General features: G+C 70.1%; 11 protein-coding genes. 7 read left to right on the top strand and 4 right to left on the bottom strand.

The window, feature by feature from the left end:
* The first annotated feature begins 31 nt into the window (after window positions 1-31).
* Both MUN33_RS00630 and MUN33_RS00625 read left to right on the top strand, forming a co-directional pair.
* Complete coding sequence (locus MUN33_RS00630; RefSeq protein WP_244802977.1) at window positions 32-922, top strand: PhzF family phenazine biosynthesis protein; 891 nt, start codon at window positions 32-34, stop codon at window positions 920-922.
* 446 nt (window positions 923-1,368) lie between these two features.
* The gene (locus MUN33_RS00625; protein WP_244802976.1) at window positions 1,369-1,800 is read left to right on the top strand and encodes an MmcQ/YjbR family DNA-binding protein; all 432 of its coding nucleotides are present in this window, start codon (window positions 1,369-1,371) and stop codon (window positions 1,798-1,800) included.
* A gap of 3 nt (window positions 1,801-1,803) precedes the next feature.
* On the opposite strand, the gene MUN33_RS00620 is transcribed toward MUN33_RS00625, so the two are convergent.
* Both MUN33_RS00620 and dnaJ read right to left on the bottom strand, forming a co-directional pair.
* Window positions 1,804-2,262: a heat shock protein transcriptional repressor HspR gene (locus MUN33_RS00620; RefSeq protein ID WP_244802975.1), complete on the bottom strand. Its 459-nt coding sequence runs from the start codon at window positions 2,260-2,262 to the stop codon at window positions 1,804-1,806.
* 20 nt (window positions 2,263-2,282) lie between these two features.
* Window positions 2,283-3,485 (bottom strand): molecular chaperone DnaJ, encoded by a 1,203-nt coding sequence (dnaJ, locus tag MUN33_RS00615; RefSeq protein WP_244802974.1) that lies wholly within the window; start codon window positions 3,483-3,485, stop codon window positions 2,283-2,285.
* A gap of 191 nt (window positions 3,486-3,676) precedes the next feature.
* Here dnaJ and MUN33_RS00610 point away from each other — a divergent pair, with 191 nt between their 5' ends.
* Both MUN33_RS00610 and MUN33_RS00605 read left to right on the top strand, forming a co-directional pair.
* On the top strand, window positions 3,677-4,744 hold the full coding sequence (locus MUN33_RS00610; RefSeq protein ID WP_244802973.1) for a hypothetical protein: 1,068 nt from the start codon (window positions 3,677-3,679) through the stop codon (window positions 4,742-4,744).
* Between the two features lie 56 nt (window positions 4,745-4,800).
* Window positions 4,801-5,901: a hypothetical protein gene (locus MUN33_RS00605; protein WP_244802972.1), complete on the top strand. Its 1,101-nt coding sequence runs from the start codon at window positions 4,801-4,803 to the stop codon at window positions 5,899-5,901.
* A 205-nt stretch (window positions 5,902-6,106) separates the two neighbouring features.
* Here MUN33_RS00605 and grpE read toward each other — a convergent pair whose 3' ends face one another.
* The gene (gene grpE, locus MUN33_RS00600; RefSeq protein WP_244802971.1) at window positions 6,107-6,715 is read right to left on the bottom strand and encodes a nucleotide exchange factor GrpE; all 609 of its coding nucleotides are present in this window, start codon (window positions 6,713-6,715) and stop codon (window positions 6,107-6,109) included.
* Window positions 6,716-6,717: 2 nt separating this feature from the next.
* Window positions 6,718-8,577, bottom strand: coding sequence for a molecular chaperone DnaK (dnaK, locus tag MUN33_RS00595; RefSeq protein ID WP_244802970.1), 1,860 nt, complete (start codon window positions 8,575-8,577; stop codon window positions 6,718-6,720).
* 199 nt (window positions 8,578-8,776) lie between these two features.
* Here dnaK and MUN33_RS00590 point away from each other — a divergent pair, with 199 nt between their 5' ends.
* The 3 genes from MUN33_RS00590 to MUN33_RS00580 all read left to right on the top strand — a co-directional run bounded on the left by MUN33_RS00590 (window position 8,777) and on the right by MUN33_RS00580 (window position 12,386).
* The gene (locus tag MUN33_RS00590; RefSeq protein WP_244802969.1) at window positions 8,777-9,706 is read left to right on the top strand and encodes an alpha/beta hydrolase fold domain-containing protein; all 930 of its coding nucleotides are present in this window, start codon (window positions 8,777-8,779) and stop codon (window positions 9,704-9,706) included.
* A 156-nt stretch (window positions 9,707-9,862) separates the two neighbouring features.
* On the top strand, window positions 9,863-11,005 hold the full coding sequence (locus MUN33_RS00585; protein WP_244802968.1) for a hypothetical protein: 1,143 nt from the start codon (window positions 9,863-9,865) through the stop codon (window positions 11,003-11,005).
* 124 nt (window positions 11,006-11,129) lie between these two features.
* Entirely contained in the window at window positions 11,130-12,386 is a 1,257-nt protein-coding gene (locus MUN33_RS00580) for a pyridoxal phosphate-dependent aminotransferase (protein WP_244802967.1), read from the top strand.
* Window positions 12,387-12,395 lie beyond the last annotated feature (9 nt).

The following is a 12,395-nucleotide window of genomic DNA, read 5'->3' as shown; positions in this document are numbered from 1 at the left end:
CATCTAGACTTCAGCCTCTAGACTCCGGGGTATGACCCACCACCGCTTCGCCCAGGTCGACGTCTTCTCCAGGGAGCCCTTCCGGGGCAACCCCGTCGCCGTGATCCTCGATGCCGACGACCTCACAGAGGAGCAGATGCGGCGCATCGCCCGCTGGACGAACCTGTCGGAGACCACGTTCGTCCTTTCGCCCACCGGGGATGCTGGGGGCGCCGGGACGCCGGCCGACTACCGGCTGCGGATCTTCACCCCGGGCGGGGAACTGCCCTTCGCCGGCCACCCCACCCTCGGCAGCGCCCACGCGTGGCTGGAGAACGGCGGGACGCCCCGACGGTCGGACGTGATCGTCCAGGAGTGCGCCGCGGGCCTGGTGGAGGTCCACCACGAGCCCGGGGCCGCGGCCCCGCTGTCCTTCACCGCCCCGCCCACGACCCGGTCGGGACCGCTGTCCGACGACGACCTCGCCAGGGCCTGCACCGCCCTGCGCATCGACCCGTCCGACGTCGTCGCCCACCAGTGGGTGGTCAACGGCCCACAGTGGGCGGCGGTCCAGCTCGGGAGCGCCCGGGACGTGCTCGACCTGGAGCCGGACTTCAGCGTCGTCGACGACATGGACATCGGTGTCTTCGGCTTCTACGGCGACGCGGACCCGGACCGTCCCGCGGACCTGGAGATCCGCGCGTTCACCCCGTCCGACGGCATCGGCGAGGACCCGGTGACCGGTTCCCTCAACGCCTCCGTCGGCCAGTGGCTGGTCCGCACCGGCGTGGTGGACGGCCCCTACACCGCCGCCCAGGGCACCGTCCTGGGCCGGACCGGACGGGTACGGGTCACCCCGACCGGGGACGGCGGCGTGCGGGTCGGTGGCGCCACCACCACGCTGTTCAGCGGCAGCGCGGTGCTGCCTGAGCCCACCAACTGACCCGGCGCCTCCTGTCCCCCCTCCCCCGATGTCGGATTGTCGCCCTCCGGTGCAGCAGTCAGGCCCGAAACCCTGCCTGGGAGGGTGATCGCGCGACATCGTCGGATCGCAAGGGTGCGCTCGCCCGAAGCAACGTGCCCCGTGGGACTCGACCGTGAAGACCATGGAGACCGTGCATCCCACGGAGCAACCCCAGGGGACGGTGGGACCAACCCCCGGGGTTGCCGTCTCGCGAAATCAGGAGCCACGGGAACAACCCGCCCACACCCCTACCGCACCGACGTCGACGACATTGAGCGCCTCGACCGCCTCGACCGCCTCGACCGCCTCAGCCTCTCCGAGACCGGCCGTATCACCTACGACCTTCCCCCAGGGGGCGTAGGTCCCCGCTCCCCACCACCGAGAATGTACCGTCGGAAGCGAACCCAGATGAGGAGAGGGACAACGTGGACAGCACAGGGAACACCACACCCCCGGACGACACCGGCGGCGAGGCCCTGCAGGAGCGTGCCCGGGTACGCGCCCGGGAGCTCCCCGTCTCGGAGCTGACGCACCCGTTCGGCCCGGAGTGGGACGTCTACAAGGTTCGGGGCAAGGTGTTCATGCTGCACACGGAGGTCACCGGCGAGCCGATCGTGATCCTCAAGGCCACCCCGGGCGACAGTCTGGCCCTGCGGCAGCAGTACGCGGACATCACCCCCGGCTACCACATGAACAAGAGGCACTGGATCACGCTGCACCCCACCGGGGCCCTGCCTACCGGGCTCGTCGACGAGCTCGTCACGGAGTCCTACCTGCTGGTGGTGGAGACGATGCCGCGGGCCCGGCGTCCCGTCGACCCCGCGACCTTCGCCCGGGACGCTCAGGACCGCCGCTGACGGTCAGCGTCCGTCGCCCGACGCGGCGTCCTCTCCCCCGTCGCCGCCACCGCGTCCCCGGCGGCGGCGCTGCTCCCACAGCACCACCGCGGTGGAGCGGGGGACATGGACGATCTCACCACGACGCCCGCCCCGGGCGGACTGCTCGGCCGAGGCGAGCCGCAACCGCAGCTCGTCCACCTCGTCCCGGAGGTCACGCACCTGGTTCTGCAGGTCGATGATCGCCTTGATCCCGGCGAGGTTCACCCCCTCGTCGTGGCTGAGCCGCTGGATCTCCTGCAACTGCTCGATGTCGTCGCGGGAGTAGCGTCGCCCACCGCCACTGGTGCGTTCGGGCGAGACCAGCCCCAGCCTGTCGTACGTGCGCAGGGTCTGCGCGTGCATCCCCGTGATCTCCGCGGCGACGGAGATCACGAACACCTCCCGGGACTCGCCCGGGTCGTCTCCGTTCCGGTCACTCATCGTCAATCACCAGCTGCCTGTCAGTTCCCGGACCAGCCCGCACGGGGGTCGAAGCCGGTCCGCTTCTCCTCCTCAGCGTAGTGACGCAGCGCACTCGCCGCGCCCTCGTCGAGGTTCTTCGGCACCGCGACCTTCACCGTCACCAGCAGGTCGCCGGAGGCGCCGTTGCGCTTGGTCACGCCACGGCCCCGGACGCGCAACGTGGTGCCGTCCCCGGTGCCGGCCGGGATCTTCACCCGTACGCGGGTGTCCAGGGTCGGCACGGTGACCGCCCCGCCGAGGGCGAGCTCGGTGAAGCTGACCGGCACGGTCATCTTCAGGTCGTCGCCGCTGCGGGTGAACAGTTCGTCGGGCCGCACGTGGACGGTGACGAAGAGGTCACCGGCGGGACGTCCGCGTTCCCCGGCCTCGCCCTGCCCGGCGAGCCGGACCTTCTGGCCGTCGACGACACCGGCGGGCACGCGCACCGTGATCGTCCGGGTGCGGGTGACCCGCCCGGTGCCCGAGCAGTCGCTGCAGGGGTCCTCGATGCGGGTGCCGGTGCCGTTGCAGTCCGGGCACGGGCGCGAGAACCCGAAGGCGCCTCGGTTCTCGGAGACCACGCCGGCGCCGGAACAGGTGCCGCACCGGGCGCTCGAGGTCCCGGGCGTCGCACCCGAACCGTGGCACGTCGTACAGGCCGCCGGGCTGGTCAGCCGGATCGGGACGGTGACACCCTTGGTCGCCTCACGGAAATCCAGGGTGATCTCGGTCTCGACATCGGCGCCCCGGGACCGCCGCTGGGTACGCGTCCCGCCGCGGGACGCCCCGGACCCGCCGAACATGTCACCGAAGACGTCGCCGAAGCCACCGCCGCCACCGCCGGCCCGGTTGAACAGGTCGCCGAGGTCGAAACCGTCGAAACCGCCGGCTCCACCTGCTCCACCGCCACCGGGGGCACCACCGAAGCCGCCGAAGCCGCCTCCCGGTGCGCCGTAGCCGCCGCTGGCGACCATCTGCTTCAGTTCGTCGTACTCGGCGCGCTTCTCCTTGTCACCGAGGACGGAGTAGGCCTCGGAGGCGGTCTTGAACCGGTTCTCGGCCGCGGTGTCCCCCGGGTGTGCGTCGGGATGGTTCTCCCGCGCGATCTTGCGGTACGCCTTCTTGATCTCGTCGGCGTCCGCGGTGGACGACACGCCGAGGTCGGCGTAGTAGTCCTTGTCGATCCACTCCTTCTGGGCCACCTGGTTCCTCTCTTCCTGAACAGTTCCCGGTTGTGCCGGGTCTCCGGTCGTGTGCTTGTCTCTCCGGGGGCCGCCGTCACTGTCCGCGGGTCCCGGAACCCTCTCATGAAACTTGAGCCTATCACGCTAAGGTCTATCTCCTGCAACGCATGACGCACCGCCGTCATTCCCGCCTGTTAGGCTGGATTCCCATGTTCTCCAGAGCCGGCCGGAAGCGCCCCACCACTCGGCGGGTCGTCGACCCGGAGGCACCCGACACGATGTTCCCCCACCTCGCCCGATGGCGCGCCGACCTGGTACGCGAGGAGGCGATGCGCACCCTCCACGCCGAAGGTTTCGACACCTCCTGGACGGCCGACGGCGGCATCCGTGCCACACCCGCCGATCCACGGCTGCACCGCGTCATCAGGCTCGACGGCCTGGCGCACCGCATCGCCTCGGCACCGTACATCCCCTCCCCGGACGTCACCGCACTCGTGCGGGACTTCGTCACGGCACTGCTCGCCGAGGCCGACGTCGACGGCGTCACCGAGGCCGAGTTCCTCCGCCGGCTGCGCGTCCGGCTCGTACCGCAGAGCACCCTGGACGCCGCGCCCGGCACCGTCGCCGACGCCGCCCGGGACTTCACCGGGGACCTCCGGGCCTCCCTGGCCCTGGAACCCGCGGACGGTGCAGGTCCGGCGACCACCCTGAACGACCTCGCCCTCGCCGCCCACGGCACCGCCACCGCCGGCCAGCTCGACGACCTCCACCGTGTCGCCCACCGCAACACCTGGCAGGACCTGGACGACGCCACTATCGAGGTCGCCACCGTCGACGAGATGGCCGGGTTCGCTGAACCCACCGGGTCTGCCGGGTCTGCCGGGGCCGCCGGCTCCACCGGGGCCCGCCTCCATGTCATCGAGTCGGACTGCCGCAATCTCGCGAGCGCCCTGCTGTTCCTCGACGACCTGCTGCCGCGCTGGCTGCCCGACGTCGACGCCTCCGCCGGGGTCATCGTCGCCGTCCCGCACCCCCGGATGCTCCTCGTCAGCGAGGTCGCCACCGGCCAGGAGCTGATCGACGGCATCAACACCATGACCACGGTCGCCCTCACCGAGCTGATGTCGACACCCGAACCGCTCACCGCCCGGCTGCACCTGGCCTACGACGGCCACGTCCACGCGTTCACCGACGTGACCATGGACGAGGAGGGGCAGCAGATCCTCCAGGTCGAACCGGACAACTACCTGTTGTCGCGCCTCGAGGGCGGGAACTGACGCCCGGACCACGATGCTCTACCGCGCGGTGTGACCGGGCGATAGTGTGGATAGGCATGTTCTTCCGAAACGGCCCGAAACGGCGCACCGGTCGGCGGGACGCCGCCCCCACCGCACCGGACGGCATGTTCCCCCACCTCCCGCGGCACCGCGCGGACTTCCTCCGCCAGCAGACGCTGCGCCTGCTCGACGACGAGGGTTTCGACACCACCCTGCGGGAGGACGCCGTGATCGAGGCCCGCCACGTCACACCGGCGGAGAACCCCGCGGACGCCCCGGTGCCCGCGACGTTGTTCATCGGGTTGGAGGCGCTCTCCCTGCAGCTCGCCGACGCCGGCGCACACGCCAGCGGGTCCGAACTGCTCGACCTCATCCGGCGCCACATCCGGTCCCACACCTCCTCCGCCGTCCGTCCCGGCCCGACGGCGTTCTCCGCCGCCGACTTCCTGCGCTACCTGCGCATCCGGCTGACGACCGCGGAGACACTCGGGGCCATGTCCGGCTCCTTCGACGACGCCTCCCGCGCCCTCGCGGGCGACCTGCATGTCTCACTGGTGCTCGATGCACCGGACAGTGTGGTGGTGCTCGACGACGCCGCCCTGGCCGCCCACGGTTCGGCGACGGCCGAGGAGCTCGGCGACCTGTACCGGGTCGGCTACCGCAACACCTGGCAGGACCTCACCGAGTGCCGTGTCACCACGACACCCGTGCAGGAGTTCGTGCAGGGTTCGGTGAACGGAGCCCGGAGGGAGGCCGGGCAAGGTCATGGCGCCGGCGTGGACCCGGCCGCACGGTACTGGACGGTGGAGTCCGACTCGTTCTTCCTGACCAGTGCGGTGGAGTTCCTCGACGAGATCCTGCCCCGCTGGATCCCCGACCTGGACACCTCGGCCGGGGTGCTCGTGGCGGTCCCCCACCGGCACCTGATGCTGGTGCGCGAGGTGAGCACCGGACAGGACCTGGTGGACGGCATCAAGGCCATGAGCACCGAGGCGCTGACCCGGCTCCGGAGCAACGCGGGTCCGCTCAGCGCCCGGCTGCATGTCGCCCACGACGGAACGTTCACCGCGGTCACCGACGTCTCCACCAGCGTGGACGGCCAACAGGTCGTGGCCATCCAGCCGGACGCCTACCTGGCCTCCCGCATCGAGTCCTGAGCTGTACCGCGGGGCGGGGATGGCGGTCAGCCGAGGCTACCCCCAGCCCACCCGAACCCAGACAGCAGAAAAGTCTCCGCCCGTGCACGTCAATCGGAGAGAAACGTGCACGGGCGGAGACTTTTGCGGCCGATGGGCCGCCGGAATGCCGGACCGGCAGACCAGCAAACCAGTGGCCCGTCCGGCCAGACGGCCCCGCAGTCGCCTACCGGTCGGCGATGACCACCATGGCGGTCCGCAGCACCCGGTCGCCCATGCGGTAGCCCTTGCGCAGGACGGTGCCGACGGCCTTGTCGTCACCGCTGGAGGCGTCCTGCACGGCCTCGTGCTTCGACGGGTCGAACTCGTCGCCCTCGGCACCGAAGGTCTCGACCTTCAGTCCCGCCAGCACGGAGTCCAGCTTGTCGGCCACGGCCTTGAGCGGCCCGTTGAGGTCACCGTGCTGCTCGGCGAGGTCGAGGTCGTCCCGGATGGGCAGCAGGGACGCGGCGACGTCGGCCTTGGCCGCTTCACCGATACCCACCCGGTCCCGTTCGGTACGACGACGGTAGTTCGCGTACTCGGCGGTGACACGCTGCAGGTCGGCGGTGCGCTCGGCGAGCTGGATCTCCGCGTCGGAGAGCTCACCGGAGTCGTCGATGTCAGCCTCCGCGGTCTCGGCGACGCCGTCCTCGGAGTCACCGGCGAGCGCCTCGGCCACCTGAGCGTCGGCACCCTCGGCGACGACCGCGTCCTCTTCCGGCGTGGTCTCGGCCAGGTCCGGCGAGGTGTACTCCTCGTCGGTCACGGCCGGGTCACCGGGGTTGTCGGGCATGGTCACTTGGAATCATCCCCGGACTTGGTCTCGTCCTCGTCGACGACCTCGGCGTCGACGACGTCGTCCTCCGCGGAGGCACCCTGGGCACCCTCGGCACCCTCGGCGTTGGCGGCCTCGGCCTCGTAGATGGCCTTGCCCATCTCCTGGCTCTCGGCCGACAGCTTCTCGACGGCGTCCTTGACGGCCTCGATGTCGTCGCCCTTGAGCGCCTCGTCGACGGCTGCGGCAGCCTCCTCGACCTTGGTCTTGGTCTCCTCGGAGACCTTGTCCTCGCTCTCGGACAGGAACTTCCGGGTCTGGTAGGCCATGGACTCGGCGGAGTTACGGACCTCCTGCTCCTCGCGGCGCTTCTTGTCCTCCTCGGCGTGTGCCTCGGCGTCCTTCACCATCTGGTCGATCTCCTCCTGGGACAGACCGGAGCCGTCCTGGATGGTGATCGAGGTCTCCTTGCCGGTGCCCTTGTCCTTGGCGGTGACGTGCACGATGCCGTTGGCGTCGATGTCGAAGGTGACCTCGATCTGCGGCACACCACGCGGGGCCGGGGCGATGCCGCCGAGCTCGAAGGAGCCGAGCAGCTTGTTCTGCTGGGCCATCTCGCGCTCACCCTGGAAGACCTGGATCTGCACGGAGGGCTGGGAGTCCTCGGCGGTGGTGAAGGTCTCCGACCGCTTGGTCGGGATGGTGGTGTTGCGCTCGATGAGCTTGGTCATCACGCCGCCCTTGGTCTCGATACCGAGGGACAGCGGGGTGACGTCGAGCAGCAGCACGTCCTTGACCTCACCGCGCAGGACGCCGGCCTGCAGGGCGGCGCCGACAGCGACGACCTCGTCCGGGTTGACGCCCTTGTTCGGCTCCTTGCCACCGGTCAGTTCCTTGACCAGCTCGGAGACGGCGGGCATACGGGTGGAACCACCGACGAGCACGACGTGCTCGATCTCGTCGACGGAGATGTCGGCGTCCTTCAGCACGGCCTCGAAGGGCTTCTTCGTGCGGTCGAGGAGGTCCTGGGTGATGCGCTGGAACTCGGTGCGCGACAGGGTCTCGTCGAGGAACAGCGGGTTCTTGTCCTGGTCGACGGTGATGTACGGCAGGTTGATGCTGGCCTGCTGGGAGCTGGACAGCTCGATCTTGGCCTTCTCCGCCGCCTCACGCAGACGCTGCAGGGCCATCTTGTCCTTGGACAGGTCGACACCGTGGGCGGTCTTGAACTTCTCGACGAGCCAGTCGACGATGCGCTGGTCCCAGTCGTCGCCACCGAGGGAGTTGTCGCCGGAGGTGGCGCGCACCTCGACGACACCGTCGCCGATCTCCAGCAGGGAGACGTCGAAGGTACCGCCACCGAGGTCGAAGACCAGGATGGTCTGCTCCTTGTCGCCCTTCTCCAGGCCGTAGGCCAGCGCAGCCGCGGTGGGCTCGTTGACGATACGCAGGACGTTCAGGCCGGCGATCTGGCCGGCGTCCTTGGTGGCCTGACGCTGGGCGTCGTTGAAGTAGGCGGGCACGGTGATGACCGCGTCGGTGACGTCCTCACCGAGGTAGGACTCGGCGTCCCTCTTGAGCTTCTGGAGGGTACGGGCGGAGATCTCCTGGGCGGTGTACTTCTTGCCGTCGATCTCGCTGGTGGTCCAGCTGTCGTCGCCGATGTGGCGCTTGACGGAGCGGATGGTGCGGTCGACGTTGGTGACCGCCTGGTTCTTCGCGGACTGGCCGACGAGCACCTCACCGTTCTTGGCGAAGGCGACGATCGACGGGGTGGTCCGGGCGCCTTCGGAGTTGGCGATGACGGTGGCCTCGCCACCTTCGAGCACACTGACGACCGAGTTGGTGGTTCCCAGGTCGATACCGACTGCACGTCCCATAATGACTTCCTCCTGCTGTTCTTGAGCTTGTTAAGTGAGTCGCGCTCAAGTCTGCACCTGACATTCCGAGGTGTCAACCTGAGTTGAGTGCTTGCGACTCAATGTCTGACATACCGTACAACCCGCGGCCCCGGAAAGTTGTTCCCGATCCGCTCAACTTTTTTCCGGACGGTGGCGGACTCCCCTAGGATCGACGTCCATGAGCCTGCAGATGCGCCTCCTCGCCGCCCTGTCCGCCCTCCCCGGACGGAGCACCTGGTCCTCGGCGGAGAACGTGCGCGACCTCATGGAACGACCCCGTCCGTCGGCACCCGTGCCCCACGAGCTCTACCAGGTCAACCACGTGGTCACCGACACCGTCACCACCGACGACGGCACGTTCACCACCCACAGCCTGGTGCCGGCCACCGACGCCCCGCGGGACACCCCGCTGGACATCTGCATCTACGTGCATGGCGGCGGCTACGTCCAGGGCCTGGGCACCGTCCACTGGAACCTCGTCAGCGACATCGCCGGCGCCGGGACGAAGGTCGTCGTCCCGGACTACGGACGCGCGCCCGGGTACGAGGCCACCGCCGCCGCCCGCCTGCTCGACGCCGTCCTCGAACGCGCGGTCGCCGAGGCCGACGCCGCCGACCTGGGCATCCGCCTGGTCGCGGACTCCGCCGGTGCCGGACTCGCCCTGGGGTGGATGCTCGACCGGCTCGGGCGTGCCGGGACCACCGCGTCCCAGGCCGGGCGGATCCGCCGGATCGACCGGGTCGCCCTGATCTCCCCCTGGCTCGACGCGACCTGCGACAGCCCCGGCACCGAGGACCTCGTCGCCGCCGACCCCCGCCTGAACCCCGACGCGCTCCGCGTCGCCGGCGAGGCGTGGGGACGCCAGGCGGGCGTCCGGTCGGTGCTGGTCAGCCCACTGACCGCGTCGGACGAGCTGCTGGCGTCGCTGCCGGAAGTGCACACCTGGAGCGGCACGCGGGACGTGCTGCACGCCGACGCCGCACTGCTCGCCCGACGCACGGGGTGCCCGACCACCGTCGTCGACGGTGCCCTGCACAACTTCCCGCTGCTACGCACACCGGAGGGACGGGCCGCACGCGCCGAGGTCATCGCGTTCCTGGCGTCCTGACGACGGCGTCAGCGTCCCCCTGCATCGCACGACGACACGGCCGACGCCGCCGGGGATTAGGGTGACGGTGTCCGGCGGTTAGAATGGACCCGACCGTTCCATGCGCCGATGCCATTCGGCCCGCCGCAGAACCGTGTGACGAGATGAAGAGACCAGATGAGTAACCCCTCAGACCCCCAGCGCCACCACGGTGCCGACCTCCCGCGCGACACCGACGCGTTCGAGGACACCGAGTTCTCCATGGGCGACCGGACGGGAGCCGCGGAGACGTCCGTCGGCGGTTCCGGCGCGCCCCGGGGGGCCGAGGGCTACGACGCGGAGGTCGCCTCCACCGGTGACGGGCAGGAGACCAACCGTGAGGTCATCGACGCCGAATCGACCGAGGTGACCGACGGGGCCGAGGGCGCCGACGGGACTGAGGGGGCTGCCGCGGCGCCGCTGGGTTCCGCCCGCGACCCCGAGGTCACCGGCATCATCCCGATCGTCGACGACGAACGCATCGCCGAGCACGAGCAGAAACTCAACGACACCACCGCGACCACCGTCCTGCCCACGGCCGCAGCAGTCGGCGCAGCCGGCGCGGGAGCCGCCGCCTCGGACGGCACCGCAGCCGCCGGCACCGGCTCCTCCGACGCTGACGACGCCGCTGGTGCCGGCTCGTCCGACGACGGCTCCGGGGCGGACGGCCCGCCGCCCGGCGACGGCTCACGCCCCTGGTACGCGCCGTTCCCCACCTGGGGCTGGATCCTCGTCATCGGTGTCGGACTGTCCGTGGTCGGCGCGGCGACGGCCGTCGCACTGATGACCTCCGGCGACGAGGACGAACGGCACTCCCCGTACTCCAGCGTCGTCCCGGAGTACCCGCGGCCCAAGGCGTGGGACTCGAAGAACCCGATCGAGCCGGCTCAACCCGACAACAGCGCCGGCTACTACTACGAGCCTCAGCCCGAGAAACCGGAGGAGTACGCCCCCTCCACGGCGGAGGAGACCGAGGACGCCGCACCGTCCAGCCGGGCGCCCTCCCCCAGCGAGCCGAACCCCGGGAACGGCGGCGGCACCGGCGGAAACGGTGGCAACGGCAACGGCGGTGGGAACACCGGCGGCGGCAACGGCGGTGGCCAGACCACCCCGGGCAACCCCGGCGACGGCAACGGCAACGGAGGCGGTGACACCGGCGGCGGAACCGGGGGTGGCGGAACCGGCGGGGACACCGGTGGCGGGACCGGCGACGACACCGGCACGGGCGGCGACACCGGCGGCACCGGGACCGGCGACACCGACGGGGCCACCGGCAACTGACCACCCTGATCGGGGCAGGGGTGGGGCAGGATAAGGGCAGGATCAGGGCCCGGTCGACAGCCGGCGCCACCCAGTTCGGGCAGTCGGCTGTCACCGCGGCGGGGTGACTGGCACAATTGCTGGAATGAGCACTGAAGAGAAGAACGCGACAGGGGCCCGGCAGCCGCGCCCGCTGGACCAGTCGACGAAGCTCCAGAACGTCCTCTACGAGATCCGTGGCCCGGTCAACGCCGAGGCCGAGCGGATGGAGGCGGACGGTCACCGCATCCTCAAGCTCAACACCGGCAACCCGGCGGCCTTCGGGTTCGACGCGCCGGACACGATCGTGCAGGACATGATCGCCGCCCTGCCGTACGCGCAGGGGTACTCGCAGTCGAAGGGGATCCCCTCGGCCCGCCGGGCCATCGTCGCCCGCTACGAGATGGTCCCCGGTTTCCCGGCGTTCGACATCGACGACGTGTTCATCGGCAACGGTGTCTCCGAGCTGATCACGATGACCACCCAAGCCCTGCTCAACGACGGCGACGAGGTGCTCATCCCCGCGCCGGACTACCCGCTGTGGACCGCGGCGACGACCCTCTCGGGCGGCAAGCCGGTGCACTACCTCTGCGACGAGGAGGACGACTGGGCCCCGTCGATCGAGGACATCGAGTCGAAGATCACCGAGCGCACCAAGGCGATCGTGATCATCAACCCGAACAACCCCACCGGCGCGGTGTACAGCCGCGAGGTCGTGCAGAAGATCGTCGACATCGCCCGTGCGCACTCCCTGCTGCTGCTGTCCGACGAGATCTACGACAAGATCCTCTACGACGACGCCGTGCACGTGAGCACCGCGTCGCTGGCGCCGGACCTCCTGTGCATCACCTTCAACGGCCTGTCCAAGGCCTACCGTGTCGCCGGCTACCGCGCCGGCTGGGCCGTGATCACCGGGCCGAAGGAGCACGCGAAGGGCTTCATCGAGGGCCTCACGCTGCTGGCGTCCACCCGGTTGTGCGCCAACGTCCCGGCCCAGTACGGCATCCAGGTGGCGTTGTCGGGGCGGCAGTCGATCGACGACCTGGTGCTGCCCGGCGGACGTCTGCTGGAGCAGCGCAACACCGCCTACACCAAGCTGAACGAGATCCCGGGGATCAGCGTGGTCAAGCCGATGGGCGCGTTGTACGCCTTCCCGAAGATCGACCCCGAGGTCCACGAAATCCACGACGACGAGCAGTTCATGTTCGACCTGCTGCGCTCCGAGAAGATCCAGATGGTGCAGGGCACGGGCATGAACTGGCCGTCCCCCGACCACTTCCGGGTGGTCACGCTGCCGTGGAAGCAGGACCTCGCCGAGGCCATCGAACGGCTGGGGAACTTCCTGTCGTCCTACCGCCAGTAGGACGCCCCG

This window comes from Corynebacterium kalidii, from assembly GCF_022869005.1.
Classification (GTDB): domain Bacteria; phylum Actinomycetota; class Actinomycetes; order Mycobacteriales; family Mycobacteriaceae; genus Corynebacterium; species Corynebacterium kalidii.
This window is presented reverse-complemented; position numbering and strand designations above follow the sequence as displayed.